At 71.7% G+C, this 26421-nt stretch carries 23 protein-coding genes and 1 pseudogene; 16 read left to right on the forward strand and 8 right to left on the reverse strand.

The window, feature by feature from the left end; all coding sequences use genetic code 11:
• Window positions 1–213 precede the first annotated feature (213 nt).
• From ACIA77_RS44080 to ACIA77_RS44115, 8 genes are all read left to right on the forward strand, one after another.
• Entirely contained in the window at window positions 214–1578 is a 1365-nt protein-coding gene (locus ACIA77_RS44080; RefSeq protein ID WP_395892137.1) for an MFS transporter, read from the forward strand.
• A gap of 145 nt (window positions 1579–1723) precedes the next feature.
• Window positions 1724–2962 carry a flavin-dependent oxidoreductase gene (locus ACIA77_RS44085; protein WP_395892138.1) on the forward strand — a complete coding sequence of 413 codons (1239 nt, stop codon included), beginning with the start codon at window positions 1724–1726 and terminating at the stop codon, window positions 2960–2962.
• A gap of 172 nt (window positions 2963–3134) precedes the next feature.
• Complete coding sequence (locus ACIA77_RS44090; RefSeq protein WP_395892139.1) at window positions 3135–3623, forward strand: beta-class carbonic anhydrase; 489 nt, start codon at window positions 3135–3137, stop codon at window positions 3621–3623.
• A 295-nt stretch (window positions 3624–3918) separates the two neighbouring features.
• Window positions 3919–4656, forward strand: coding sequence for an ABC transporter permease (locus tag ACIA77_RS44095; protein WP_395892140.1), 738 nt, complete (start codon window positions 3919–3921; stop codon window positions 4654–4656).
• A 46-nt stretch (window positions 4657–4702) separates the two neighbouring features.
• Window positions 4703–5689 carry an ABC transporter substrate-binding protein gene (locus ACIA77_RS44100; RefSeq protein WP_395892141.1) on the forward strand — a complete coding sequence of 329 codons (987 nt, stop codon included), beginning with the start codon at window positions 4703–4705 and terminating at the stop codon, window positions 5687–5689.
• 14 nt (window positions 5690–5703) lie between these two features.
• On the forward strand, window positions 5704–6537 hold the full coding sequence (locus ACIA77_RS44105) for an ABC transporter ATP-binding protein (protein WP_395892142.1): 834 nt from the start codon (window positions 5704–5706) through the stop codon (window positions 6535–6537).
• Window positions 6534–7601, forward strand: coding sequence for an amidohydrolase family protein (locus ACIA77_RS44110; protein ID WP_395892143.1), 1068 nt, complete (start codon window positions 6534–6536; stop codon window positions 7599–7601). The genes ACIA77_RS44105 and ACIA77_RS44110 overlap by 4 nt, the downstream gene beginning before the upstream one ends.
• A 74-nt stretch (window positions 7602–7675) precedes the next feature.
• Window positions 7676–8443 carry a GntR family transcriptional regulator gene (locus tag ACIA77_RS44115; protein WP_395892144.1) on the forward strand — a complete coding sequence of 256 codons (768 nt, stop codon included), beginning with the start codon at window positions 7676–7678 and terminating at the stop codon, window positions 8441–8443.
• Between the two features lies 1 nt (window position 8444).
• Here ACIA77_RS44115 and ACIA77_RS44120 read toward each other — a convergent pair whose 3' ends face one another.
• Together ACIA77_RS44120 and ACIA77_RS44125 are read right to left on the reverse strand one after the other, a co-directional pair.
• Entirely contained in the window at window positions 8445–9227 is a 783-nt protein-coding gene (locus ACIA77_RS44120; RefSeq protein ID WP_395892213.1) for a LuxR C-terminal-related transcriptional regulator, read from the reverse strand.
• A pseudogene (locus ACIA77_RS44125) lies at window positions 9204–9863 on the reverse strand (SRPBCC family protein); the annotation flags it as partial. The pseudogene ACIA77_RS44125 and the gene ACIA77_RS44120, both read right to left, overlap by 24 nt.
• Window positions 9864–10102: 239 nt before the next feature.
• Between ACIA77_RS44125 and ACIA77_RS44130 the strand changes: the two are divergent.
• The 6 genes from ACIA77_RS44130 to ACIA77_RS44155 all read left to right on the forward strand — a co-directional run bounded on the left by ACIA77_RS44130 (window position 10103) and on the right by ACIA77_RS44155 (window position 14965).
• Window positions 10103–11008 (forward strand): LysR substrate-binding domain-containing protein, encoded by a 906-nt coding sequence (locus ACIA77_RS44130; protein ID WP_395892145.1) that lies wholly within the window; start codon window positions 10103–10105, stop codon window positions 11006–11008.
• Window positions 11005–12108, forward strand: a complete 1104-nt coding sequence (locus tag ACIA77_RS44135) for a mandelate racemase/muconate lactonizing enzyme family protein (protein WP_395892146.1) — start codon at window positions 11005–11007, stop codon at window positions 12106–12108. Before ACIA77_RS44130 ends, ACIA77_RS44135 begins: the two co-directional genes overlap by 4 nt.
• Before the next feature lie 54 nt (window positions 12109–12162).
• Window positions 12163–13008: a catechol 1,2-dioxygenase gene (gene catA / locus ACIA77_RS44140; protein WP_395892147.1), complete on the forward strand. Its 846-nt coding sequence runs from the start codon at window positions 12163–12165 to the stop codon at window positions 13006–13008.
• 4 nt (window positions 13009–13012) lie between these two features.
• Window positions 13013–13294: a muconolactone Delta-isomerase gene (catC, locus tag ACIA77_RS44145; protein WP_395892148.1), complete on the forward strand. Its 282-nt coding sequence runs from the start codon at window positions 13013–13015 to the stop codon at window positions 13292–13294.
• A gap of 79 nt (window positions 13295–13373) precedes the next feature.
• On the forward strand, window positions 13374–14099 hold the full coding sequence (locus ACIA77_RS44150) for a sulfite exporter TauE/SafE family protein (RefSeq protein ID WP_395892149.1): 726 nt from the start codon (window positions 13374–13376) through the stop codon (window positions 14097–14099).
• A gap of 74 nt (window positions 14100–14173) precedes the next feature.
• Window positions 14174–14965, forward strand: coding sequence for an IclR family transcriptional regulator (locus tag ACIA77_RS44155; protein ID WP_395892150.1), 792 nt, complete (start codon window positions 14174–14176; stop codon window positions 14963–14965).
• Here the strand turns inward: ACIA77_RS44155 and ACIA77_RS44160 are convergent.
• The gene (locus ACIA77_RS44160) at window positions 14952–17825 is read right to left on the reverse strand and encodes an FAD-binding and (Fe-S)-binding domain-containing protein (RefSeq protein ID WP_395892151.1); all 2874 of its coding nucleotides are present in this window, start codon (window positions 17823–17825) and stop codon (window positions 14952–14954) included. The two genes, ACIA77_RS44155 and ACIA77_RS44160, sit on opposite strands and share 14 nt — an antisense overlap.
• 117 nt (window positions 17826–17942) lie before the next feature.
• Here ACIA77_RS44160 and ACIA77_RS44165 point away from each other — a divergent pair, with 117 nt between their 5' ends.
• Window positions 17943–19217, forward strand: coding sequence for a hydroxyacid-oxoacid transhydrogenase (locus tag ACIA77_RS44165; protein WP_395892152.1), 1275 nt, complete (start codon window positions 17943–17945; stop codon window positions 19215–19217).
• A gap of 16 nt (window positions 19218–19233) precedes the next feature.
• The gene (locus ACIA77_RS44170) at window positions 19234–20577 is read left to right on the forward strand and encodes an MFS transporter (RefSeq protein ID WP_395892153.1); all 1344 of its coding nucleotides are present in this window, start codon (window positions 19234–19236) and stop codon (window positions 20575–20577) included.
• 12 nt (window positions 20578–20589) lie between these two features.
• Here ACIA77_RS44170 and ACIA77_RS44175 read toward each other — a convergent pair whose 3' ends face one another.
• The 5 genes from ACIA77_RS44175 to ACIA77_RS44195 form a co-directional block, all read right to left on the reverse strand.
• Window positions 20590–21441 (reverse strand): class II fructose-bisphosphate aldolase, encoded by an 852-nt coding sequence (locus ACIA77_RS44175; RefSeq protein WP_395892154.1) that lies wholly within the window; start codon window positions 21439–21441, stop codon window positions 20590–20592.
• Between the two features lie 75 nt (window positions 21442–21516).
• Window positions 21517–22818 (reverse strand): MFS transporter, encoded by a 1302-nt coding sequence (locus tag ACIA77_RS44180; RefSeq protein WP_395892155.1) that lies wholly within the window; start codon window positions 22816–22818, stop codon window positions 21517–21519.
• 59 nt (window positions 22819–22877) lie between these two features.
• The gene (gene denD / locus ACIA77_RS44185; protein ID WP_395892156.1) at window positions 22878–23855 is read right to left on the reverse strand and encodes a D-erythronate dehydrogenase; all 978 of its coding nucleotides are present in this window, start codon (window positions 23853–23855) and stop codon (window positions 22878–22880) included.
• Window positions 23852–25228: a four-carbon acid sugar kinase family protein gene (locus tag ACIA77_RS44190; protein WP_395892157.1), complete on the reverse strand. Its 1377-nt coding sequence runs from the start codon at window positions 25226–25228 to the stop codon at window positions 23852–23854. The genes denD and ACIA77_RS44190 overlap by 4 nt, the downstream gene beginning before the upstream one ends.
• Window positions 25225–26400: a DUF993 family protein gene (locus tag ACIA77_RS44195; protein ID WP_395892158.1), complete on the reverse strand. Its 1176-nt coding sequence runs from the start codon at window positions 26398–26400 to the stop codon at window positions 25225–25227. Before ACIA77_RS44195 ends, ACIA77_RS44190 begins: the two co-directional genes overlap by 4 nt.
• Window positions 26401–26421: the final 21 nt, after the last annotated feature.

Raw genomic sequence — 26421 nt, forward strand, 5'->3', positions numbered from 1 at the left:
TCTCCGGAATCGCACACTTGCACAACATCCTCCTCGCTGGCTGACCGCAACACCCAGCAACACCAACAACAGCATCAGTTACGAGACATCACTTACCCGGGTTTGTTCTGCACGAAAGAATTGTAGAACACCTCGATTCTCCTGGCCGGGATTCGTGCTTACGGTTCCGGGGTCCCAGTCCACCGGGCAACGCTGCCCGCCGGGAGGTTCCCCGTGCCTGTCCCCGCGCCTGACTCCACACCGGACGCGCGCACCGAACTCGGTGCCGCGCCGCTTCGACCGTTCCACTGGCTGATCGTCGGCCTGGTCGCGCTCGCGACCCTGTTCGACGGCTACGACACGCTCATCCCGTCGTACGTCATCCACTTCGTCGCCAAGCCCTGGCACCTGTCCGAAGGCCAGGTCGGGTTCCTCGTCTCCTCCGGGCTCATCGGCTTCGCCGTCGGCTCGGTGGTGCACGGTGTGGTCGCCGACCGCATCGGCCGCCGGCCCACGCTCATCGCCGGCCTGCTCATCTCCGGCGGCTTCAGCGTGCTGACCGGGGCGTTCGGCACTTCGTACGCGTCGTTCATCACGCTGCGCGCCCTGACCGGTCTCGGTTTGGGCGTGCTGCTGCCGCTGGGCACGGCGTACGTGAACGAATACCTGCCGAACCGCGTGCACCACCGGCTGGCCGTGCTCGGCGGCACCGGGTTCGCCCTCGGCGGCGTGCTGGCCGCCCTGCTCGGCGTTTCACTGACCAGCGGCGGCAACTGGCAATCGCTGTTCTACGTCGGCGGCGGCGCGCTGGTGCTCGGGCTGATCTACCTCGTGGTGTTCCCGGAATCCGTGGAATACCTGGTGGCGCACGGCCGCACACCCGACGCGATCCGGCTGCTGGGCAAGATCCGCCCCGATCGCGTTGCCCTGTACGAAGCCCGCGGTCTCGTCGTCGCCGCCCATCCGCCGACGCGCGACCTGAAGCTCGTCCTGTCCTCGCGCTACCGCGTGCGCACGATCGCGCTGTGGGTCTCGTCGTTCCTGTTGCTGTTCAACGTCTACGGCCTCTCCGCCTGGACGCCGGAGCTGATGATCGAACGCGGCCACGGCTTCGCCGCGGGCTTCGGCTTCGGCGCGGTGCTGCAGGGCACGTCGATCGTCGGCGCGGTGCTCGGCGGGTTCGTCGCCGACCGCTGGCTCGGCGCGCGCCGCAGCCTGATGCTGTGGTGCGCCCTCGGTGTGGTGGCCGCGATCGTGATCGCGCTGGCCGGGGGCACGGCCGTGGACGTCATCGCCGTCGCCGCGGCCGGCCTGTGCATCATCGGCGGCCAGTTCCTGCTCAACAACGTCTGCGCCATCACCTATCCCGTCCGCGCCCGCGGTACCGGCGCCGGCCTGATGCTCGGCTTCGGCCGCGTCGGTGGCATCCTCGGCCCGACCATCGGCGGCTCGCTCCTGGGCGCCTTCGGCGGCACCTCGGCGCTGTTCTTCGCGGTCGCCGTCGCCGCCGCGCTCGCCGTCGTGAGCACGTCGTTCGTGACCGACCGCAACGCCGCCGCCGTCGGTGCGGCGGAACCACAACAAGAGGTTCCCGCGTGACCTCGCCGGAACCAGCGCTCGACCGGCACCACGAGGGCTTCGCCGCCGGCCTGCGTCCTCCGTGGACGCGGCGCGAAGACCTCGTGCCGCCGACGCCGCGGCCCGCGGCGGAGGAACACGCTCGATGGAATTGAACGGAGGACCCATGACCGTGCCCGTCGCGATCGTCGGCGGTGGTATCGGCGGCCTGGCGCTGGCGCTCGAACTGCACGCGGCCGGTGTCGAATGCCGGGTGTTCGAGTCGGTACCCCGGCTCTCGGCCGTCGGCGTCGGGATCAACCTGCTGCCCCACGCCACCCGGCAGCTCGACCGGCTCGGCCTGCTCCCGCAGCTGTCCGCGGCCGCGGTGAGCACGCGGGAGTCGGTGTTCTTCAACCGCTTCGGCCAGCACATCCACACCGAGCCCACCGGCGTGGCCGCGGGCTACCGCTGGCCGCAGTTCTCCATCCACCGCGGCGACCTGCAGGCGGTCCTGGCTGATGCGGTCCGGGCGAGGCTCGGCCCGGACGCCCTCGTCACCGGGCACACCTGCGTCGACGCCGCCGAAGACAGCACCGGCGTCACCCTCACCTTCGCCCTCCCCGACGGCACCACGACCACGCAACGCGCCGCCGCCGTGGTCGGGTGCGACGGCATCCACTCGGCGATCCGCAAGCAGCTGCACCCCGACGAGGGCGAGCCCGTCTACTCCGGTTACACCATGTGGCGCGGGGTCACCGTGCACGAGCCGATCCGCTCGGGCGCCAGCATGATCCGCGCCGGCTGGCTCGCCACCGGCAAGCTGGTGGTCTACCCGATCCGCGACGCCGTGGACGCGGCCGGCCGCCAGCTCGTGAACTGGGTCGTCGAGATCGAGACCCCGCAGCACACCGGCCGCGACTGGAACCGGGCCGGTCGCGCGGAAGACTTCCTCGGTCACTTCGCCGACTGGCACTTCGACTGGCTCGACGTGCCCGCCCTGCTGCGCGGCGCCGAATCGGTCCTCGAGTACCCGATGGTCGACCAGGACCCGCTGCCGTGGTGGGGCACCGCCCGCGTCACGCTCCTCGGCGACGCCGCCCACCCCATGGTCCCGCGCGGCTCCAACGGCGGCGGCCAGGCCATCCTCGACGCCGCCGCGCTCGCGAAAGCCCTGCGGACCCACGCCACCATCCCCGACGCCTTCGCCGCCTACGAGCAGCTGCGCCGCCCCGCCACCGCGGCCGTCGTGCGGGCCAACCGCACCAACCCGCCGGACGCCATCCTGCGCGAGGTCTACGAACGCACGGGCGACCGCCCGTTCGACACCATCGGCGAGGTGATCACCGAGTCCGAACTGGACGCGATCCTCACGAACTACAAACGCACGGCCGGCTATTCACTCACGGCCCTCAGCGAAGCGTGACGCGCCGGGCACGTCGGCCAGACCCGTCGAGCCCGCCCGTGCCGACGCCTCGCTCTTACGGCCCGGGCGGGCACCGATCGCCCACCGGGCTTCCACGACCTGGACGCCCTTGCGGACAACGGACGGCGGCGGTCGACTCGACCGGCCCGGACCACCGACGAAAGGGGCCGTCATGTCGGTCACCGACGAACTGCTGGCCACCAACGCCCGCTACGCCGAGACGTTCACGGGCCCGCTTCCGCTGCCGCCCGGCAAGAAGCTGGCGGTCCTCGCTTGCATGGACACGCGCCTGAACGTGTACGGCATCCTCGGGCTCAACGAGGGCGAAGCGCACGTGATCCGCAACGCCGGCGGCGTGGTCACCGAGGACGAGATCCGTTCGCCGGCCATCAGCCAGCGCCTGCTCCCCACCGAGGAGATCATCCTCATCCACCACACCGACTGCGGCATGCTCACGTTCACCGACGACGGGTTCAGGAAGTCCATTCAGGACGAAACCGGTCTCAAACCCGCCTGGGCCGCCGAGGCTTTCGACGACCTCGAGGGCGACGTCCGGCAATCGGTCGCCCGCATCCAGGCGAGCCCCTTCGTTCCGCGCACGGACTCAGTGCGCGGGTTCGTGTTCGACGTCGCCACGGGGAAGCTCGGCGAAGTGCGGTAGCGGGTCCGCACCACACCAGCACCCCGGCGATCGGCCCGGCAGGGACTTCCCTGCCGGGCCGATCCCGTCTTCCGGGACGGCACAACGGTTTGTACCACCTGACTTCCACCTGTTGAGAGCTCTTGTGCCACGAGAACGCGGCTCCCTAGGGTCCGTCAGACGTCTGACGTCTGAACAGGAGGCTCTCGTGGCACCAGGTCGTGTCGACGGCTCATCCGCGCGCACGGACGGACCCCACCCCGGACCGGATCAAGACGACCGCGACCGGCGGGCGGATCGCCGGCACCGGTGCGTCGTGCGGGGCGGGCAGCTGGGTGTCGGTGTGCTCGTCCTCGCGGCGTGGCAGATCGCCGGTCAGGTCTTCGGCGCGTTCACGCTGAGCGGCCCGTGGCTGATCGTGCAGCGGATCGGCGAGCTGATCGGCACCGGCACGCTGTGGGCCGATCTCGGGACGACGCTGGTCGAGACGTTCGCCGGGCTGGCGATCGGCATGGTCGCCGGGGTGGCGCTCGGCGTGCTGATCGCGTCGTCCCGGACGGTGGGCCGCTGGTTCTACCCGTATGTGATGGCGCTCTACAGCCTGCCGCGCGTCGCGCTCGCGCCGCTGTTCATCGTCTGGTTCGGCATCGGCCTGGAGTCGAAGATCTTCATGGTCGTGACCATGGTCGTCTTCGTCGCCTTCTACAACACCTACCAAGGGGTGCGCGGGATCGACCCCGAGCTGCTCGAGATGACGCGCAGCTTCCGCGCGCCCTGGGCGGCGCGGCTGCGCTGGGCCGTCCTGCCCGCCATCGCGCCGTGGATCCCGACGAGCCTCCGCCTGTCGATCGCGCTCGCGCTGATCGGCGCGGTGATCGCCGAGCTCGTCGGGGCGAGCCAGGGGCTCGGTTACTACCTGGGTTACGCCGCGAACGTGCTCGACACGACCGGCGTCTTCGCGGGACTGGTGATCATCACGGTGATCGCCGTGCTCGCCGAGCAGCTCATCGCGCTCGTGGAACGCCGGGTGCTGCGCCACCGCGGCACCCACTGAACCTCCCCGATCCCCTCCGGATCCCCTCCAGCAGAGGAAGTGCAAGATGACCACGTTTTCGAGGTTCCGCCACGCGATCGCGCTGGCCGGCGCGGCCGCGGTGCTCACGGCGTGCGGCGGCGGATCTTCCGCCGCCGGTGGCGACGGCAAGACGATCCGCGTCGAACTGTTCTGCAGCGGCCTCGCGCCCATCGCGGCAGAGCTCGCCCTCAACAGCGGCGTCGCGGCGAAGCGGGGCATCACGATCAAGCCGATTTGCGTCACGAGCGGCTCGGCGGCCACGAACGCGCTCATCGGCGGCAGCGCGGACGTGTTCATGGGCGACATCGGGCACGTCGTGCTCGCGCAGAAGCGCGGGGTGAAGATGAAGGCCTACGGCGTCGTCAACGACCGGTTCTCCTACCTCATGGTCGCGCGCACCGACCCGGACCTGGCCACCGTGAAGGACCTCAAGGGCAAGAAGGTCGCGGTGACCGCGCCGGGCACGCTGTCGGACACCGAACTGCAGAAGGCGGCTCTCGACGCCGGACTCGACCCGAAGAAGGACCTGACCGTCGTCAGTGGCGGCGCCGGCGCGACGATGCAGGCCGAGCTGACCAGTGGTCAGGTCGTCGCCGGCATGACGAGCCAGCCGGACACGCTGCAGCTGCTGCGGACCGGGAAGTTCCGGGTCCTGTGGCAGCAGCCGGACTACCGTTACGTCGACATCGTCACGATGGCCGATCAGGACTGGGTCGGTGAGCACCAAGATCTCTTGAAGACCTTCCTGGCCGCGATGAGCGAGGCTTCGCGGCAGGCCAAGGCGAACCCCGACCAAGCGACGACGTGGATGAAGAAGCAGGGGTACCAGATCGGCGACGCCGACCTCAAGACCATCGTCACCGAAGCGCTCAAGAGCGTGCCCGACAGCTTCCACGCCGACGACGCGGTGGTGAACTCGTCGACGGACCTGCTGGTGCGCACCGGGTTCCTCACGAAACCCGTACCGTCCACTCAGGACATCTTCGACGACAGCCTGCTGCCCGCGAAGTAGCCGGGAGGAGCACGATGACCACGAAGACGGACACTGACGGGGCCGCGGTGGCGGCGCCCGGTTCGAGCACGCCGAAGCTGAGCCTGCGCGAGGTCGGGCTCGGGTACCGGACGCCGAACGGCCGGTTCACCGCGCTGACCGGCGTCAGCCTCGACCTCGCCGCCGGCGAGTTCGTCGCGCTCGTGGGCCCCAGCGGCTGCGGGAAGTCGACGTTGCTCAAGCTCATCGCGGGCCTGCTCCCGGCCACGACGGGCGAAATCCTCCTCGACGGCGTCCCGGTTCCGGACGGGGTCCCCGACGGTGTGGGGCTGGTGTTCCAGTCGGACGCGCTGTTCCCGTGGCGAACCGTCGCGGACAACATCCGCTTCCCCTTGGCGCTCAAGGGAGTTCCCGCCGAACGGCAGCGCGAGGAGGTACGCCGGCTCGTGGACCTGGTCGGGTTGACGTCCTTCGAACAGCGCTACCCGAACCAGCTCTCCGGCGGCATGCGCAAACGGGTGGGCATCGCCCGGGCTCTGGCCTACGACCCCGGCGTCTACCTCATGGACGAGCCGTTCGGGCCGCTGGACGCGCAGATGCGCATCCGGCTCGGCGGCGAATTCCTCTCGATCTGGGAGACGCTCGGCAAGAGCGTGGTGTTCGTGACCCACGACGTCGAGGAAGCGGTGGCGATGGCCGATCGGGTGCTCGTGATGAGCCGCGGCCCCGGCACGATCAAGGAGGAGTTCACGATCGGCCTCGAGCGGCCGCGGCACTTCCAGGAGGTCCGGTTCGAGCCGGAGTTCCAGCGGCTTCAGCGGGCGATCTGGCGGAGCCTGGCCGAGGAGTTCGACGAGGAGCGACGGTGATCATCGACTGCCACAACCACGTGCTGGCCACCGCGCTGCCGCCGGGGCACGAGCGGTTCGTGCGCGAGATGCGCGCGCCGGGTCACCGCCGCGCCGGCCGGCTGCCCGGCTACCGGCCCGCCACCGACGAGGACTGGGCCGGCCTCGAGGCCGACCTCGATCCGATCGACCCGCGCACCCTCGTCGAGGACCACGTGAGCGCGGGCGTGGACCGGGCGACGGTGCTGGCGGTGGCGCCGTCCACCTACACCGCGTACGGCGACCGGGGCACGATCGACCTGGGCCGGGTGACCGGCGTGCCCGGTCCGCTGGACGTCGCCAAGAGCAACGACTACCTCGCCGCCCTGACCCGGCAGCACACCGAGCTGATCGGGATGTGCGCGGTGAACCCGAAGTTCCGCGGCGTCACGTGGGCGCGCGACGAGCTGACCCGCGCGGTCACCGAGCTCGGCCTGCAGGGGCTCAAGCTCTACCCGATGTACGACCACTGGGCTCCGGCCGACCGCGACCTCGCGTTCCCGATCTACGAGCGGGCCGCGGAGCTGGGCATCGGCGTGATGGTCCACATGGGCACCTCTTCGGCGAAGGACGCCGTGTTCGAGTACGGCCGGCCCGGCGCGCTGGACGAGGTCGCCCGGCGGTTCCCCGGCTTGCCGCTGCTGGTGTGCCACGCGGGCTTCCCGTGGGTCGACGAATGCCTCGCGGTGGTCGCCCGCCACGACAACACCTACCTCGACCTCAGCATGTTCGCCACCAAGTGCACGCAACACCAGCTGTACGAGTTCCTCCTGCGCGCGCGGCAGCTCGGCTGCCCGCTGTCCCGGATCTGCTGGGGCACCGACTACCCGGGCGGCGGCAAACCCGCGGAGCTGCTGCCGAAGCTGACGCTCGTCAACGACGTGGCCGATCCGGGTGCCCCGATCTCGCGGATCGACCTGGCGAACCTCGTCGGCGGGAACTGGGCGCGGTTCGCGGGGCTGACGGAGTGGAGCGAGCAGGAGACGCTCGCGCAGCTGGAGACGTGGGAGCCGCGGTGGCGCGCACGACTGCGACCGGCGGGTTGACCGGCGCTGCGCACCACCCGAACGGTGCCGGTTCACTACGATCAGGGGATGGTGATCACCGCGCTGGAGTCCCGATGACCGGAGGTGGTCCCGCCGGACGGGCGGGCATCGAGTCGGTTGCCGCGGATTCCTATCGGCAGACGAAGGAGCGGTTGCGCGCCGCGATCAGCCGGTTGGCCGAGGAAGGTCGGTACCGGCTGCCGTCGGAGGCCGAGCTGACGGCGGCGCTCGGTGTCAGCCGGGCGACGCTGCGCTCGGTGCTGCACTCGCTGCAGAAGGAGGGCCGCATCCGGCGGCTGCACGGGCACGGCACGTTCATCAACCGGCACGCGATCGGCGTCACCGCCAACCTCGCCGACGCGAGCCCGTTCGTCGACCTGCTCCGGCAAGCGGGGTACGAGCCGGGAGTGCGCACGGTCGGCCAGCGCGTGATCGAACTCGACGACGACCTCGCCGCCTCGCTGGAGGTCGCCCCCGGCTCGCGGGCGCTGCGCATCGAGCGCGTCTTCGAAGCCGACGGCCGCCCGGCGGTGCACAGCGTCGACCACGTTCCCGCGGGCCTGCTCGGCGAGCACCCCGAAGACCGGGACCCGCGCAGCTCCACGTTCGAGTTCGTCGAGATCGACACCGGGCTGCCCGTCTGCTACTCCGTGGCCCAGGTGCGGCCGGTGCTGCCCCCGCCCGCCGTCGCGGCGGCGCTGGACCTCTCCCCCGCCCACCCCGTGCTGCGGTTGCGCCACACCCACGTCCAGGCGAACGAGCTGCCCGTCGCGGTCACGATCGTCCACGTCAACGACGACTACGTGCGCTTTTCGGTGATCCGGACCTACCTGGACCAGTGACTCAGTCGCCGGTGCGGGGTCCGTCCGGGTTGCGCCGCGCGGCGAGTTCCGTGCGGGAGCGGATCCCGAGCTTCCCGTACACGCGCGTCAGGTGGTACTGAACCGTCTTCACGGACAAGAACAGCTCCGCCGCGGCCTCCCGGTTGGACAGTCCACGTGAGACGAGCTGCACGACCGCTTCCTCCTGCGGCGTCAGGTCACCGTGGTCGGCGCGGGGGACGTGGACGCCGCCGGCCTTGAGTTCGCGGTCGCAGCGGGCGACGTAGGTCGCCGCGCCCAGTGTGGCGAAGCCTTCGCGGGCGGCGGTCAGCGCGGTGTCGGCGCGGGCGCGGCGGCCGAGGCGGCGCAGGGTCTGGCCGTGGGCGAAGTCGATGCGGGCCCGGTCGTAGCGCAGGGGCAGCGTGGCGATCAGCTCGCGAGCTTCGTCGAACGCGGCGGTGGCACCGGCGAGGTCGTTGCGGGCGCCCAGGAGCCGGCCGCGAGCCGAGGCCAGGCGGGCTCGCGCCGAAACGTGCTCGCGCTTTTCCGCGAGCCGCTCGTGCGGGGTGAGGAAAGCGTCGGCCTCGTCGAGGCGGCCGGTGAGGATCAGGGCGTGGGCGTGCACGTCGTGCCACGGCCAGTGGCCGGGTTCGTCCACGCCGGACGGCAGTCGCGGGCGCGTGAGCGGGTGCAGGGCGCGCAGCACGCCGGCGGAGTCGGCGCGGGTTTCGGCGACGAGGGCACGGGCGAGCCGGCCGGGCAGCTGCCTGATCAGGTAGTTCGGCGCGATGCAGTAGATCGTCACCTCGGTCTTGTCGGGCGCGATCCGGCGGAAGTGCCGGATCTGCGTGGAGAACTGGTCCACCAGGTACACGTTGGGGTACAGGCAGAGCTTGCGGGAGCCCTTGACCATGAACTCGCCCTTGGCGTCGCCGAACTACTCCTTCAGCTCCGCCATCCGATTCCACAGCGGACGGTCCTGCAGGTTGCCCGCCCACGTCCACAGGCACAGGTGCCCGTGCGGGAACGACCAGTAGCCGCAGCCGGACTTGCCCCAGCTGCCGGCGTCGAGGGTTTTGGTGTCGTTCTGCGACTCACCCGTGGTGCGCCTCGCCGTGGTGGCCGCGTAGTTCCAGTGCGTGGCCGTGACGTGGTAGCCGTCGGCACCGTTCTCCGCCTGCACCTTCCAGTTGCCGTTGTAGGTGTAGGTGGACGCGCCGCGCAGCACTTCCAGGCCGTCGGGCGACTGGTCCCCGGGTTCGGGCACCTGGCTCTCGTGGGCGAGGTAGAGCCAGTTGCCCTCGAAGATGTGCTTCAGCTCGAGCTCGAAGAGCTCCTCGTCGGTGAAGATCCGGCGGTTCGCGCGGTACACGCCCGCGGCCGGGTCCTCGACCACCGCGTCCGCGACGACGGCGGAAACGCGTTCCAGCGGCTCGGTCATGGGTCCTCCTCGGCTTCGATCGGCTCTGACCGGCCCGCGGCGGCCCCCTCGTCCGCCGCGGCTTGACCCAGGACCTTGACAGACGGCGGGGTGCGCCACCCCAGGCGAACACCCAGTCCTGGGCCAGGGTGGCATTGATCGACCGCGCTTATGAGTCCGGCATGAATCGGTCTTTGTGTCGGCGCAATATCCGGACTTACCGTGAATCAATCCGACGGACGCCGGTGAGGAGGCACGGGATGGAACTGCGGCACCTGCGCTACTTCGCCGCCGTCGCCGAGACGTGCCACTTCGGCCGCGCGGCCGAGGCCCTGCACATGGCGCAGCCGGCGCTCTCGCACGCGGTGCGCCAGCTGGAGGGCGAGCTCGGCGTCGTGCTGCTCACCCGCACCACCCGGCAGGTCCGGCTCACCCCGGCCGGGGAGTTCTTCCTCGCCGAGGCGCGCCGGGTGCTCGAGGGCGTGGACAACGGCGTGCGTGCGGTCCGGCGCATCAGCGACGGCCGGATGGGCCTGGCCCGCATCGGGTTCACCGGCACGGCCGCGTTCTCGCACCTGCCCCAGCTCGCCCGCACGCTGCAGCACCGGCTGCCGCAGGTCGAGCTGGAGGTCCACGCCGACCTGCTGACGCCCGCGCAGTGCGCCGGGCTGCGCAGCGGCACGCTCGACCTCGGGCTGCTGCGCCCGCCGGTGCCCGGTGAGGGTCTCGCCGTGCGGGTCATCGAGAGCGAGCCGCTCGTGCTGGCGGTGCCCGCCGACCACCGCCTGGCCGTCGAGCCGATCGTCGCGACGGCGGACCTGCGCACGGAGGGCTTCATCGCCTACGCGGGCAAGGACTCCGTGGTCAACGACGCGGTGCTGCGCAGCTGCCGCACCGCCGGGTTCGCGCCGCGCCGGGAGCACGAAGCCGCCAGCACGGCGGTGCTGCTCGCGCTCGTCGCGGGCGGGCTCGGGATCGGCGTGGTGCCCGCGTCGGCCCGTTCGCTGCCCCTGGGCGGGGTCGTGTTCCGCGACCTCGCCGGTGCCGAATGCGTGCAGCTCGCGCTCGCTTGGCACCGCGAGCACGCGTCGCCGCTCGTCGGTGCCGTGCTGGAGGTGCTCGAAGACGTCTTTCCCACTCGTTCCACAGCCGAGGTGACCAGGTGAAGATCACTCAGGTGGAGGCGATCCCGTTCGCCATCCCCTATCGGAAACCGTTGCGGTTCGCCTCGGGCGAGGTGCGCACCGCCGAGCACGTGCTCGTGCGGGTGCACACCGACGACGGCGTCGTCGGGATCGCCGAAGCCCCGCCGCGGCCGTTCACCTACGGCGAGACCCAGGCCGGGATCGTCGCGGTGCTCGAGAACATCTTCGCGCCGCAGGTCGTGGGGCTGAGCCTGCTGGAGCGCGAGACCGTGCACGCGCGGCTGGCCCGGACCGTGGGCAACCCGGCCGCGAAGTCCGCGCTGGACATGGCGTTGTGGGACGCGCTGGGCCGCACGCTCGACGTGTCGGTGACCGAACTGCTGGGCGGCTACACCGACCGGATGCGCGTGACCCACATGCTCGGGTTCGACGAACCGGCGGCGATGGTCGCCGAGGCGTCGCGCATCCGAGAGTCCTACGGCATCACGTCGTTCAAGGTGAAGGTCGGGCGCCGGCCGGTCTCGCTCGACACCGCCGTGGTGCGGGCGCTGCGCGAGACGTTCGGCGACTCGGTGGACCTCTACGTCGACGGCAACCGCGGCTGGACGGCCGCGGAGTCCGCGCGGGCGATGCACGAGATGGCCGATCTCGGGCTGCTGTTCGCCGAGGAGCTCTGCCCGGCCGACGACGTGCTGGGCCGCCGCTGGCTCGTCTCGCAGCTCGACGTGCCGTTCATCGCCGACGAGTCCGCAGTGACGCCCGCCGACGTCACGCGCGAGATCCTGGGCGGTTCGGCCACGGCGATCAGCATCAAGACCGCGCGCACCGGGTTCACGCAGTCGCAACGCACCCACCACCTCGCCGAGGGCCTCGGCCTGGAAGTGGTGATGGGCAACCAGATCGACGGCCAGCTGGGTTCACTGTGCACTGTCGCGTTCGGAGCGGCTTTCCGGCTCACCTCGCGCCGGCCCGGTGAGCTGTCCAACTTCCTCGACATGGCCGACGACCTGCTCGCCGAACCGCTCACCATCTCCGACGGTGAGGTCACCGTCCGCCCCGGCGCCGGGCTCGGCGCCGAACTCGACCCGGAAAAGCTCGAGCTGTACCGCCAGGACCGCTGAGCAACCGTCAGCGGATCAGCAGCCGGACAGCACTGAGGATCAAGGAGGATTCCCGTGACGACCACCCACCACGAACCGACCGCCGCCGCTTCGGGCGCCAGCGCCACCGAGCGGTTCAAGACCGACAAGACCACCGGCGTCGCGGACACGCCGAAGGAACGCGTGAGCCAGCTCGCCCGCTCCGTCCTGGAGGCCGTGCACGCGACGATCCGCGAGCAGAAGGTCACCTACGCCGAGTACAACGCGCTCAAGTCGTGGCTGATCAGCGTCGGCGAGGACGGCGAGTGGCCGCTGTTCCTCGACGTGTGGGTCGAGCACGTCGTCGAAGAGGTCGCGACCGGGCACCGCAGGGGCAACAAGGGCACCATCGAGGGCCCGTACTACGTGCCCGGCGCGCCCGAACAGGGCGCCACCGGCACCGTGCCGATGCGCGCGGACGAGCCCGGCACTCCCCTGGTCTGGACCGGCGCCGTGACCTCGACCGACGGCACCCCGCTGGCGGGCGCGAAGGTCGAACTCTGGCACGCCGACGCCGAGGGCCTGTACTCGCAGTTCGCCCCGGACCTGCCGGAGTGGAACCTGCGCGCCTCCTTCACCGCCGACGACTCGGGCCGCTTCGAGATCCACACCGTCCGGCCCGCGCCGTACCAGATCCCGACCGACGGGGCGTGCGGCAAACTGATCGCCGCCGCCGGCTGGCACGCCTGGCGCCCGGCCCACCTGCACGTAAAGGTGTCGGCCCCGGGCCACGAACTGCTGACGGCCCAGCTGTACTTCCCGGGTGACGTCCACAACACCGATGACATCGCCTCGGCCGTGAAGCCGGAGCTCATGCTCGACCCGAAACCCGCCGGAGACGGCGAGACCATCGACTACGGCTTCGTCCTCGACCGGGCGTGACGCGATGCTCTTCCACGTACGCATGGACGTCCGCCTGCCGCCGGACCTCCCGGCCCCGGCCCGCGACGACCTGATCGCCCGCGAGAAGGCCTACAGCCAGGAGCTGCAGCGCAAGGGGAAGTGGCCGCAGATCTGGCGGATCACCGGTGAGTACGCCAACTTCTCCGTGTTCGACGTCGAGGACAACGACGAGCTGCACGGGATCCTGAGCAACCTGCCGCTGTTCCCGTTCATGGACATCCACGTGACTCCGCTGGCGAGGCATCCCTCCAAGATCGACGGCTGAGCGGGGCGGGAGGACGGCCCGCGTCCACCACCCGCAAGATGGGGTGGTGGACGTTCCCGATTTCGCCGGTGGCCGCTGAATGACCCTGCTCCTCTCCGCCCTGGTCATGGGCGTGTCCGCGCTCGTCGGCGGCGCCACGGGGTTCGCCGCTTCGCTGTTGTCCACCCCCGGGCTGCTGCTGCTCGGGTACGACGTGCCGGTGGTCGTGACCGCGAACCTCTCGGCGACGCTGGTGTCGCGCCTGCTCGTCGTGGGCCGGTCGTGGCGCGAGGTCGAACCGCGGCGGGTCGGGCTGCTGCTGGCGGGCAGCGCACCCGGTGCCGTGCTGGGTGCGCTGACCGTCGGCGCGATCCCGGTCCACGCGCTGCGGATCGGGGCCGGCGTGCTCGTCACGCTGCTCGGGCTGCTCCTGCTGCTCCCCGCCGGCGACCGCACGTCCACCGGCCCGGGGCCGGTCCCGCACGTGGTGACCGGGCTGTTCAGCGGATACCTGGCCACCTCGGTCTCCCTGAACGGCCCGCCGGTCGCGGCGCTGCTGGGCCGCGTGGACCTGCCCGTGCGCGTGTTCATCGCGAACCTCGCGTGCTACTTCCTCTGCACGAACTCGATCTCGCTGGTCACGCTCGCGGTGACCGGCGGATTGCCCCGCCACGGTCTCTTCCCGGCGCTGCCGGTGCTCCTGGCCGCGGCCATCGCCGGCAACCAGCTGGGCAGCGCGGTGTCGGGGGCGATCCCGCGCCGGGCGTTCGCGAAGGTCGTCGCGATCCTCGTGCTGATCTCCGGGGTGACGACGGCCCTGTCGTGACTCCGTGGCAGCGGGCCGTTCCCGGCTCGCGTTAACCTGGCTCGGACCCCCCGCGCGACGACGACGGAACCCAGGTGAACCAGACCGGAGCACAGCCACCCGCCGGAACCCAGGCCATCCGGCGTGCACTCGGAGTTCTGAGGCTGCTCAAGGACGAAGGCGGCGAGCTGTCGCTCTCGGCCATCGCCCGCAAGCTCGACCTCACCACGGGCACGACCTACCGCGTCGTCGGCGCGCTGAGTGCCGACGGCCTCGTGACCCACAACCCGCGCACCGACAGCTACCACCTCGGTCCCGGCGCGATCCTGCTCGGCCAGGCGGCCCAGCGGGTGCACGGCCTGCACCGCGCGCTGCCCGTGATCGAACAGGTCAACGCGGACACGGGCGAATCGGTCAACCTCACGATCCGCGAGGGCACCGAGTCGGTCGTGCTGCTGCGCGCGCAGTCCACGCTGCCGCTGCGGTTCGAGCAGCACCCGGGCGCGCGGTTCCCCCTCTACGCCACGGCGTCGGGCAAGGTCATCCTCGCGCACTCGCCCGACGCGGAGGCCTACCTCGCGAACCTGCCGGAGCAGCTGACCGCCGTCACTTCGCACACGCTCGCCACCCGCGCCGACCTCGCCCGCGAGCTGGCCGAGACGCGCGAGCGCGGCTACAGCATCGACGACGAGGAGAACGTCGACGGCGTGCGGTGCGTCGGCGCCGGTGTGCTCGACGATCGCGGGCTGGCCCGCGCGGCCGTGGTCATCCAGGTGCCCACGGTGCGCCTGCCGAAGGACCGGATTCCCGAGCTGGGTGCACGGGCGGTCGCCGCGGCGGCGGAGATCGCGCCGTTCCTGCCGCCGGGCCGGCTCAGCGCGCACTGACGCCCAGCGCCCGCGCGGTCAGCGACGCGAGGTGGACGGGCCGGTGCCCGGACAGCTGCCGGATCTGCGTGCGGCAGCTGAAGCCGTCGGCGTGCACGACGGTGCCTTCGGGCGCGGCCCGCAGCGCCGGGAGCAGCTGGTGCTCGGCCACGGCGACGGACACGTCGTAGTGGCCGCGCTGGAACCCGAAGTTCCCCGCCAGCCCGCAGCACCCCTCGCGCAGCACTTTCGAGTGCTCCGCGAGCCGGCCGAGCAGCCGCGCGTCGGCGTCGTGCCCGAGGTCGGCGTGCTGGTGGCAGTGGACCTGGGTGAGCACGCGGTCCTCGGTCTTCGTCATCGCGGGCAGGTGCGCCTCGGCCACGTGTTCGGCGAAGGTGCGGACGCTGGCGCGCAGCAGCCCGGTCCGCGGATCGCCGGGGAGCAGCTCCGGGCTGTCCTCCCGCAGCGCCGCGGTGCAGCTCGGCTCCAGCCCCAGCACCGGAATGCCTTCCCGCAGCCAGGGTTCCAGCGCGTCGAGCGAACGGCGCAGCACGCGGCGCGCAGCCGGCAGCTGCCCGGTGCTGTGCCAGGTGAGACCGCAGCAGACGGGGCGGGCGGGGACGAGCACCTCGTGCCCGAGCGCTTCGAGCACCGCCACCGCGTCGCGGCCGACCTGCGGGTCGAAGAAGTTCGTGAAGGTGTCGGGCCACAGCACGACCGGGGACCTCGCCGGCGTCCGATGTGGACTCTCCCGGCGGCGGAACCACGAACGGAACGTGGGTGCCGCCAGTGCCGGCAGCTCGCGTTCGGCCGCGATCCCGCCGAGGCGGTTGAGCAAGGGCCGCAACGGGCCGGCCGTCACCGCGTTGATCCCGCGCGCGAACGGCGCACCCAGGCGCAGCCACCGGGGCAGCGCGCCCATCGTGTAGTGCGCCATCGGGCGCACGCGGTGCTCGTAGTGCCGGCTGAGGAATTCGGCCCGGTAGGACGCCATGTCCACGCCGACCGGGCAGTCGGACTTGCAGGCCTTGCAGCCGAGGCAGAGGTCGAGCGCGTCGCGGACCTCGGCCGAACGCCAGCCGTCGGTGATGACGTCACCGGCCAGCAGCTCGAACAGCAGCCGCGCCCGACCGCGGGTCGAGTGCTCCTCCTGCCCGGTGGCCCGGTAGCTCGGGCACATCACCCCGCCGGACGCGGACACGCACTTGCCCACCCCGACGCAGCGCCGCGACGCCGCGGCCAGGTCACCGCCGTCCGCGTGCAGGGCCAGGCGGGCGCGGGTCGGCAGGACCGGCGGCGCGACGACGGTGCGCAGATCGGCGTCGAGCGGCGCGGGATCGACGACCCGGCCCGGATTCATCCCGTTCCCGGGGTCGAACGCCGCCTTGAACTCGGCGAACGCCCGCAGCAGGCGCGGCGGGAACATCAACGGCAGCAGCTCGGCGCGCGCCTGGCCGTCGCCGTGTTCACCGGACAGCGATCCGCCGTGGGCCACCACGAGCTCCGCCGCGTCGGTGAGGAAGGCCCGGTAGGCCTGCCGCGCTTGCGGTGCGGCCAACGGGAAATCGATGCGCACGTGCAGGCAGCCGTCGCCGAAGTGCCCGTAGACCACGCCCTTGCGGCCGTGTTTTTCCAGCAGCAGCTCGAATTCCCGCAAGTAGGCGCCGAGCCGGTCCGGTGGGACCGCGGCGTCTTCCCAGCCCGACCACGCCTCGGAGCCGTCGGCCAGCCGCGTCGCGAGACCGGCCCCCTCTTCCCGGATGCGCCAGAGCTTGCGCTGCTCCGCGGGCTCGTCGACCACGAGCACGCTCGCGCCGATCCGCCCGGCGCGGGTGGCGACCCGCTGCGCCGCCTCCCGCGCTTCGGCCGCTGAGCCACCGCCGGTTTCGAGGTACAGCCAGGCGTTGCCCTCGGGCAGTTCGCTGCACTCACCGGGCTTGCGCGCGTCGAGCGCTGCCACCAGGCCGGTTTCGATGCCCTCCACGGTCAGCACCGGCAGGTCGAGCAGGTCCGGCACCGCGTCGGCGGCTTCGACGCTGCTGCCGAAACCCAGCACGGCGAGGGCTCGTGCCGCGGGCGCCGGGGCCAGGTCGACCACGGCGCTCAGCACCGTCGCGCAGGTGCCCTCGGTTCCGACCAGTGCCTTGGCCACGTCGAACCCGTTCTCGGGCAACAGGTGCTCGAGGTTGTAGCCCGAGACTCGCCGCGGCAGCATCGGGTAACCGAGGCGGATGTCGGCCAGGTATTCATCGCGCAAGTCGCGCAGGGCCCGGTACAGCCGGCCGGCCGAATCGTCGCGTGCGCACCAGCTCTCGAGCTCCTCGGGCGAGGTCGGGCCGACCTCCAGCCGCGTGCCGTCACGGAGGGCGATCTCCAGCCGGCGCACGTTGTCGACCGTCTTGCCCCACGCCACGGAGTGCGAGCCGCAGGCGTTGTTGCCGATCATGCCGCCGAGCGTGCAGCGGCTGTGCGTCGACGGGTCCGGGCCGAAGGTCAGCCCGTGCGGTGCGGCGAGCTCGCGCAGGTCGTCGAGGACCAGACCGGGTTCGACGCGCGCGGTGCGGCCCGCCGGGTCGAGTTCCAGTACGCGGTTGAGGTGGCGCGTGAAATCGAGGATCACGGCGCGGTTGGCCGCCTGGCCGCCGATGCTCGTCGCCGCCCCGCGGGGCAGGACCGGCGCTTCGTGCTCGGCGCAGACCTCGAGCGCCGTGATGACGTCTTCGGCGCTCCGGGGCCGCACCACCAGCAGCGGGACGTGCCGGTAGTTCGACGCGTCGGTGGAGTGCGTCGCCAGGGTGGCGGGGTCGCCGGCCACTTCGCCGGACACGGCGGCCTCGAGCGCTTCCTGCAGCGGGGAACGGGAACGGGCTCGTCCCGGCATGGGCCTCTCCTGGGAACTCGGGGGTTCACAGCGCCGTCCTCCACAGCTACCGTGAATGCTCGCCACATAGTGGAGAGTATTTCCACATGTTGTCAACGTCGACGTGAGGAGTGGTTCATGACCGACCTGCCCCGGAACGAGAACGTGTTCACCTGGGCTGCCCCGCCGCTGAAGTTCGGTGCCGGCGCGCTCGATGAACTGGGCGCGGAGGTGGCCGCCCGGCAGGCGAAGTCCTGCCTCGTGCTGACCGACCCCGGGGTCCGCGCGACCGGGGTCCCCGACCGGGCGCTCGACGCGATCCGCGCGGCCGGCGTCAAGGGTGAGATCTTCGACGGCGTCGGCGTCGAACCGACCGACGCCAGCATCGCCGAAGCCGTCGCCTTCGCCCGCCAGCAGGATTGGGACTGCTTCGTCGCCATCGGCGGCGGTTCCGCGATCGACACCACCAAGGCCGTCAACCTGCTCACCACCCACCCCGGTGAGCTGCTGGACTTCGTGACGCCGCCGATCGGGGCCGGGAAAGCGCCCTGGCTGCCGCTGAAGCCGATGATCGCCGTGCCGACGACCGCGGGCACCGGTTCCGAATCGACCACGATCTGCGTGGTCGACCTGCTCGGCCTGCACCTCAAGGCCGGGATCAGCCACCCGGCCCTGCGCCCGGCGCTCGCGATCGTCGACCCCCGCACGACGATCACGCTGCCCGCCGCTGTGACCGCCGCAAGCGGCATGGACGTGCTGTCGCACGCGCTGGAGAGCTACACCAGCGTCGCCTACGACGCGAAGCCCGCGCCGGAAGACCCGATGCGGCGCCCGGCGTTCTGCGGCTCCAACCCGATCAGCGACGTGTGGTGCGAAATGGCGCTGTCACTGGTGGGCAAGCACCTGCGCGCCGCTGTCCTCAACGGGCGCGACCTCACGGCGCGGACCCAGATGGCGCTCGCGTCGACCTACGCCGGGACCGGCTTCGGCAACGCCGGCACCCACCTGCCCCACGCCAACGCCTATCCGATCGCGGGCGCGGTCAAGCAGTACCACGCCGCCGGCTACCCGGAGATGCCGATGGTCCCCCACGGCCAAGCCGTGTCCGCCACGGCCGTCGAGGTGTTCCGCTGGACCTATCCCGCGGCGCCCGAACGTCACCTCCACGCCGCGCACCTGCTCTCGGGCGGGCAGACCTTCACCGCCACGGACGGGGCCGACGCCCTCCCCCACGTCCTCGCCGAGCTCATGACCGACATCCAGATGCCGAAGGGCCTGCACGCTTTCGGCTACGGCGAGGCCGACGTCGACACCCTCGTGGACGGCACGCTCAAGCAGACTCGCCAGCTCGCCGTCGTGCCGCGGCCGGTCACCCGGTCCGCGCTCGAAGACATCTACCGCCGCTCGCTCTGACTCCGGGGAGTTCTCAATGACGACGACTCCTGCACCGCGCACCGGCGGCTCCGACGTCCGCCTGGTGGTCGCGTCCAGCGTGTTCGGCACCACCGTCGAGTGGTACGACTTCTTCCTCTACGGCACCGCCGCGGGGATCGTGTTCAACAAGCTCTACTTCCCCGGCGACGATCCGCTGGTGGGTACCGTCCTGGCCTTCGCCACGTTCGCGCTCGGGTTCCTCGCCCGGCCCGTCGGCGGCTTCATCTTCGGCCACCTCGGCGACCGGCTGGGGCGCAAGCGGATCCTCGTGGCGACGATGCTCATCATGGGCACCGCGACCTGCCTCATCGGGTTGCTGCCCGACTACCGGCTGATCGGGCCGGCCGCCCCGGTCATCCTCGTCGTCCTGCGGCTCGCCCAGGGCGTGGCCGTCGGCGGTGAGTGGGGCGGTGCCGTGCTCATGGCCACGGAGTACGCCCCCGCCGGAAAACGGGGCCTCTACGGCAGTTTCCCGCAAATCGGGCTGGCGATCGGGCTCACCCTGGGCACCGGTGTGCTGGCGCTGCTCAACGCGGTCACCACCGAAGCGGCGTTCCTCGCGTGGGGCTGGCGGATCGGGTTCCTGCTCTCGGCGGTGCTCGTGGTCGTCGGGCTCATCGTCCGGGTCCGGATCATGGAGACACCGGCGTTCCGCACCATGGCCGCCGAAGAGGGCACGGCCACCGTTCCCGCGCTCCAGCTCGTGCGCGACCGCCTCTCCCGCCGTCACCTGCTGCTCGGGATGGGCAGCCGCCTCACCGAAGGCGTCGCGTTCAACGCGTGGGCGGTCTTCGTGATCTCCTACGGCAGCGGCACGCTCAAGCTCGACCGGCAGCCGCTGCTGGTCGGCGTGATGATCGCGGCCGCGGTGATGGTCGTGTTCATCCCGGTGTTCGGCCGGGTGTCGGACCGGTTCGGCCGCCGCCGGACGTTCGCGACCGGGGCCGTGACGACGCTGGTGCTGGCGATCCCCGCGCTGGCGGCGTTGCACTCGGGCAACGCGGTGCTGATCACGCTCTCGCTCGTGGCGGTGCTGGGCATCAGCTACCCCGTGATGTACGGCCCGCAGGCGGCGTTCTACGCGGAGCTCTTCCCGATTTCCCGGCGCTGCACCGGGATCTCGGTCGTCTACCAGCTCTCGGGTGTCGTCGCGTCCGGGCTCACGCCCCTGATCCTCGCCTACCTCGCGGGCCGGACCGGCACCACCGGGGTCGTGATCTACCTGGTGGCGACCACGGTGGTGAGCGTCGTGTGCGCCCTCGCGATCCGGCAGCGGGACCTGTTCGACGACGACGTCCGGATCCGGCAACGGGCCGCGGCCGCACCGCGCACGACCTGACGCACGACCGGTTCAGCTGCCGCTCAAGGTGCGCAGCACTTCGCGGGAGACGCCGGTGGCCGCGGCCAGCACGCTTCGGGTGAAGGTCAGCATGTCTTCACCCGCCGCGCGAGCGGGGCCGAGCCGGTCTTCGGCGGCGGCCAGCATCGCGGTGCGCAGTTCGGTGTTGACGTTGACCTTCCCGACGCCGGCCGCACCGCAGGCGCGCAGGTCGGCGGCGGGCAGGCCGGACGCGCCGTGCAGCACGAGCGGAACCGGGCCGGCTTCGGTGCGGACGCGGGCCAGCAGGGGCCAGTCGATCGCGGGTGTGCCGCGGTAGCGGCCGTGCACGTTGCCGACCCCGCACGCGAGCAGCCGGGCGCCGCTCTCGGCGAGGAAGGCCCGGACCAGGGCTGGATCCGTCTTGACGGCGTCGTCGGCGGCGTGGGCGGAGGCGTGGTCCTCGGCGCCGGGGACGCTGCCGAGTTCGGCCTCGACGACCACGCCGCGGGGTGCCGCGAACTCGTGCACCTGCCGGACGAACGCGGCGTTCTCGCCCGGCGGGAGGTGGGAGCCGTCGGCGAGGACCGCGTCGGCGCCGGCGGCGATCGCGGAGCGGATCAGTGCGGTGTCCTTCGCGTGGTCGAGCTGCACGCACACGGGGACGGCCGAGTCGTCCGCGATGGCGCGCAGGATCCGGATCAGCCGCGGCCCGGTGTCCGCGCCGGCGGACGACGGGGCGACCAGCAGGATCACCGGCAGGCCAAGGGCTTCCGCGGCGTTCACCACCGCCAGTGCGGTGTCGGCGCCGTAGCAGGTGAAGGCGGGCACGGCCGCACGGCCGGCGAGGCGCCGCGTGACCAGGTCGTCGAGTGCCGCTCGCATCGGGCGGGCAGGTCCTTTCCGGTGGGGCCGGGTGGCCGCGACGGGTCGCGGCCACCCGGAGTCCTTGCAGCCGGCTCAGGCGGCGACGGGTGCCGTCAGGTGGCGGCGGGTGCGCATCGTCGCCACCGCGATCAGGCCGATGACCGACGTGGTGAGCACGAAGTAGTACGGCGAGCGCAGGTCGTCGGTCGCGCTGACCAGCCAGGTCCCGATGTAGGGCGCCGTGCCGCCGGCGATGACCACGGAGATGTTCGTGGCCAGCGCGGTTCCGGTGTAGCGCACCTCGTCGGGGAACAGCTGCGGCGTCACGGTGTAGGAGGCGACCTGGAGGAACGCCATGTTGACCATGATCAGCACGTAGCCGAGCGCGGCGAGCCACAGGTTGCCCACGTCCATCAGCAGGAACCCGGGGTAGGTGATCACGGCGTAACCGCCGAGCCCGATCACCGCGACCTTGAGCGGGCCGATGCGGTCCGCGAGCCGCCCGGTGAGCGGCATGAGCCCCACCGCGACGAGCGTGACCGCGGCGGTGATCCAGTAGACCGGCGACTTGGCGTAGTGCAGGTCGGTCACGAGGTAGATCGAGATGAACGTCGAGCCGATGTAGGCCGCGCCCTGCACCCCGACGCCGAGTGCGGTGGCCTTGATCAGCGCGCCCGGGTACGAGCGCAGGGCGGACGTGAGCGGGAAGCCGTGCTTCGCCGTCGCGACGGCGCGGTCGACGTCGGGCAGCGTGCGCCGCGCGAGGTAGCACACGACCGTCAGCGGGAGCCCGATGAGGAACGGGATGCGCCAGCCCCACGAGTTCAGCTGCTCGGTGGCCAGCACCCCGGACACGATCCCGACGGCGGCCGACGCGATCGCGAAGCCGGCGTTGGTGCCCATCGGCGTGAACGCGCCGTAGCGCGCCTTCTTGCCGGGTGGCGCCGCTTCGGCGATGACCGTGGCCGCACCGCCGACTTCACCGCCGGCGAAGAAGCCCTGAGCCAGCCGCACGACCAGCAGCAGAACGGGGGCGAGCACCCCGACCATCGCGTACGTCGGCAGGATCCCGATGGCGGTGTTCGCGAGCCCGATGCCGACGACGGTGACGAGCAGCGCGCGGCGGCGGCCGAACCGGTCGCCGATCCAGCCGAACACGATCCCGCCGACCGGTCGGATCACGTAGGAGAGCGCGAACACGGCCAGCACCGCCAGCAGGGACGCGACGGGATCCTTGCCGGGGAAGAACAACGGCGCGATGATCGCCGAAACGTAGCCGTAGAGGGCGTAGTCGTAGTACTCGATGAGCGTGCCGATGCCGCCGGCCAGGCCGACCCGGCGCACCTGCTTCGTTGTGTGCCGGGACACGTCGGAGTCCAGGTCGTCGACGGTCATGGCGCGCCTCCGTCCGAACCGGACAGTGGCTTCGAAACCGGGGTCATGTGGGGTTTCCTTTAGCGGAGGTCGTCGCGGTAGGCGCGGACGATGTCGTCGAAGGTGTGTTCGGGGGTGAGGCCGAGGGCGGCGGCGCGGGGGGTGTGCATGCGCGCGGGCCAGCTGCGGACGATGGCGCCGACGGCCGGGTCGTCGGTCCAGTCGATGAGGTCGCTGGTGCCCGCCCCGGCGACGCGGTCGAGCGCGGCGGCCATCTCCGTCGGGGTGGTGGTGAGCGCGGGCAGGTTCATCGCGGTGCGGCTGCCCCACGCCGCGTCGTCGACCTCGAGCGCGCGCAGCAGCCCGTCGAGGGTTTTGCGCGGGGAGGACAGCGCGATCGGGGTGTCGGGCGGGACCGGGCAGGCGGCCCTGATCCCGGCCAGTGGTTCGCGGATGATCCCGGACAGGAAACTCGACGCCGCCGCGTTGGGTTTGCCCGGGCGCACCGCCACGGTCATCAGCCGCACCGAGCGCCCGCGCACGAAGCCCTTGCGCGTGTAGTCGGTCACCAGCTGCTCGCCGATGAACTTCTGAATCCCGTAGCTGGACTGCGGCCGCGGCAGCGTGTCGTCGTCGACCACGCCGAGCGGCCCGAGCGCCGGGTCGCGGCCGAACACCGCCAGCGAGCTGGAGAACACCAGCACCGGCGGATCGGCCAGGCTGCGGGCGTGTTCGAGCAGGGCGCGGGTGCCGTCGAGGTTGGTGCGCATGCCCAGGTCGAAATCGGCCTCGGCGGCGCCGCTGACCACCCCGGCCAGGTGGACGATCGCGTCCACCTCGCCCAGTTCGGCCGGCGCGGTGGCCAGGTCGCCGGTGATCACCCGGACGCGGGGGTCCGCGGTCAGGTCGGCGGGCGGAGGGAACAGGTCCACCAGCACCAGCTCCCCCAGCTCCTCGACGGCGGCGCCGCCGAGACCGACCGGGGCGGTGAGCAGCCGGCGGGCCAGGACGGTGCCGAGGAAACCGGCGCCGCCGGTGATGACGATGCGGGTGCTCATGCGTTCTCCAGCCGTTCGATGACGTCCGCCAATGAAGTCTTGCCGCCCACGTTGCCCGCGAACACCACGTACGGCAGGCCCTGCGCCGGCCCGGACGCCGGTTCCCACAGCGACACGATCCCGGGCAGCAGCGACCCCCGGATCCACGCCCGGTCGATGCCGAGCGCGCCGGTGGCCACGTCCGAGGACGTGATCCCGCCCTTCGCGACCACAAAGGACGGTCGCCGGGCCGCGACGATCTCCCCCGCCACCCGGGTCAGCGCCGCACTCACGCGGCGGGCGATGTCGAGGCTGTGGGCCTCGTCCTGCCCGGTGACGAGCGTCCGGGAGGTTTGCAGCACGACCAGCGATTCCGTGAGCGCCGTCGTCGCCGTGGTCACGGCGTCGCGCAGGTGCTGCTCGGCCCGGGCCTCGTCCAGGAGCACCGGCACGTCGAGTTCGACCGTGGTGAACGCCCGCCGCCCGGCCAGGTGCGCCAGCTGCCGGCTCGTCAGCCCGACGTGGGAACCGACCACCACCAGGCCGTGGGTGTCGTGGCGGACCAGCTGCGCGAGCGTGGCGTCGTCGATCGGCGGGTGCGCGTCCTGCCCGACCCGGGCCCGCACGAACGAGGGGCCCACCCGGTAGAGGAAGGTCTTGCCGTCGGCCTCCGCCGCGAGGATCGCGAGCACGCTCGCGCGGAGGTCGTCGTCCTCGTCGGCGTCGAGCACCACCACCGGACCCTGCAGCCCAGCCCTCAGCGTATCGGTCGTGCCGGTCCGGATCGCAGTCAACCGCAACTCGGCCACCGAAGAGCTCGGGATACGCCCGGCGCTTTTCTCCGCCACCCACTCGGCCAACCGCGACGAGCGGTAACCGAAGGTCGCGTCCCGCGCGAACTCACTCTCGGCCACCGGCACCAAATCCTCGCCGGTGCGCAGCCAGTGGGTGCCGTCGATCGTGACCCGCCCGGCGTCCACATAGGCCGGAGCCAGCAGGATCCCGTCCACCTCGCCCCCGTGCCGAGCCACGACCTCGCCCAGCACATCGGTCTCCAGCGGAAAGTGCCCGCGCAGCGTCGAGTCACTGCGGCTGGCGAACGCGAGCGGCACGCCCTCCGACTCGGCCGCGGCCAGGCACGCCTCGGCCACCTCCCGATCCCGCGCGGCCGCATCGCCCGGCGCGAGGCTGCGCGTGTTGGTGAGCACGAAGAACCCGGCCCGGCCCTGCCGCAGCGCCCACCGGATGTCGTCGGCCGACCACCGCGTCAGCACCGGCAGATCCCGCACCGTCTGCGTCCCCGTCGGATCGTCGTCGAGCACCGCAACCTGTCGCGCCCCCACCAACGCAGCGCGCACTTCCGCAGCCGCGACCCGGCGCACCGGCGGGGTCACTCGACCCCCTCGGCGGCCAGCAGCAACCGCATGCGGTGGGCGGCCAGCTCGGGGTCGGGGAACAGGCCGAGCTCGTCGGTCAGCACGAACAGGTCGGTCAGGTGCTGCAGCGACCGCATCCCTTCCCGGCCGCTGACCATGCGGTAGTGGTCCTGGTGACCCGAAAGCCAGGCGACGAACACCGTGCCGACCTTGTAGCGGTCGGCCGGGGCCTCGAACATCTTGACCGCCAGCGGGATCGAGCGGTTCATCGTCTCCGTGAAACCGGCTTCGTCGCCGGCGTCGAGCGCGGCGAAGCCGGCCGACGCGATGGGCGCGATCGGGTCGAGCACGCCGAGCAGGCCGTGGCTGTGGTGTTCGCCGTCGCCCAGCAGGAGGTCGGTGTAGCCGTAGTCGTCGCCGGTGAAGACCTTCACGCCGGCGGGCAGGCGGCGGCGGAACTCCTGTTCCAGTTCGTGGTCGAGCAGGCTGAACTTGATGCCTTCGAGCTTCTCGGCGTTGTCGCGCGCCAGCTGCACGACCACGTCCATCGCCGCGAGCACGTCGGTGTGGCCCCAGTAGCCGGCCAGGCTCGGGTCGAACCCGGTGCCGAGCCAGTGCACGATGGCGGGCTTGTCGGTCTTGGCGAGCACGTCGCGGTACACCGACAGGTAGTCGTCCGCGGTCTGCGCGACGGACACGAGCGCGTGGCTCGCGCGCAGCACCGCCGCGCTCCCCTGCGCCTGCACGAACTCCAGCTGCTCGAGATAGGCCTCGACGATCTGGTTCAGCGCCGGGGCCGCGGCCGTGAGCTGATCAGTACCCGCGCCGGCGACCACGGCGGCGCCGGCCTCGCGCGCGGCGGCGACGCCGAGCCGGATGAGCTCCTGGGCCTGGCGCCAGCTCAGGCCGCCGGGCCCGCGTTCGGAGGTGTCCATGGCCTCGGCGATGCCGACGCCGTAGGAGAACAGGTGCTGCCGGAACGCGACGGTCGCTTCCCAGTCGACCGGCGGTTCCTGGCCCGGCTGGTAGTCCGCGCGCGTGTCGGCGACCACGTGGGCGGCGGCGAGCACGGTGCGCGAGCTGAACGGCGCGGGGTGGTGCGGGTAGTCGACGGCCTCGTGCATCACGTGCCGGGTGGTGCCACCGTCCGCGGTGGGGAGGACGAGCGTGCTCGAGTTCAGGGTCGTCACTGCGGGGGATCTCCTTGCTGG

It is taken from the genome of Amycolatopsis sp. NPDC051903 (assembly GCF_044452505.1).
GTDB lineage: Bacteria > Actinomycetota > Actinomycetes > Mycobacteriales > Pseudonocardiaceae > Amycolatopsis.

Bases quoted from the DNA above. Each gene is read 5' to 3' on its own strand.
- ACIA77_RS44165 (WP_395892152.1), top strand. From the start codon at position 17,943: ATGACCGACCTGCCCCGGAACGAGAACGTGTTCACCTGGGCTGCCCCG.
- denD (WP_395892156.1), bottom strand. From the start codon at position 23,855: ATGAGCACCCGCATCGTCATCACCGGCGGCGCCGGTTTCCTCGGCACC.
- ACIA77_RS44180 (WP_395892155.1), bottom strand. From the start codon at position 22,818: ATGACCGTCGACGACCTGGACTCCGACGTGTCCCGGCACACAACGAAG.
- ACIA77_RS44170 (WP_395892153.1), top strand. From the start codon at position 19,234: ATGACGACGACTCCTGCACCGCGCACCGGCGGCTCCGACGTCCGCCTG.
- ACIA77_RS44130 (WP_395892145.1), top strand. From the start codon at position 10,103: ATGGAACTGCGGCACCTGCGCTACTTCGCCGCCGTCGCCGAGACGTGC.
- ACIA77_RS44085 (WP_395892138.1), top strand. From the start codon at position 1,724: ATGACCGTGCCCGTCGCGATCGTCGGCGGTGGTATCGGCGGCCTGGCG.
- ACIA77_RS44160 (WP_395892151.1), bottom strand. From the start codon at position 17,825: ATGCCGGGACGAGCCCGTTCCCGTTCCCCGCTGCAGGAAGCGCTCGAG.
- ACIA77_RS44090 (WP_395892139.1), top strand. From the start codon at position 3,135: ATGTCGGTCACCGACGAACTGCTGGCCACCAACGCCCGCTACGCCGAG.
- ACIA77_RS44100 (WP_395892141.1), top strand. From the start codon at position 4,703: ATGACCACGTTTTCGAGGTTCCGCCACGCGATCGCGCTGGCCGGCGCG.
- ACIA77_RS44175 (WP_395892154.1), bottom strand. From the start codon at position 21,441: ATGCGAGCGGCACTCGACGACCTGGTCACGCGGCGCCTCGCCGGCCGT.
- ACIA77_RS44105 (WP_395892142.1), top strand. From the start codon at position 5,704: ATGACCACGAAGACGGACACTGACGGGGCCGCGGTGGCGGCGCCCGGT.
- catC (WP_395892148.1), top strand. From the start codon at position 13,013: ATGCTCTTCCACGTACGCATGGACGTCCGCCTGCCGCCGGACCTCCCG.
- ACIA77_RS44115 (WP_395892144.1), top strand. From the start codon at position 7,676: ATGACCGGAGGTGGTCCCGCCGGACGGGCGGGCATCGAGTCGGTTGCC.
- ACIA77_RS44150 (WP_395892149.1), top strand. From the start codon at position 13,374: ATGACCCTGCTCCTCTCCGCCCTGGTCATGGGCGTGTCCGCGCTCGTC.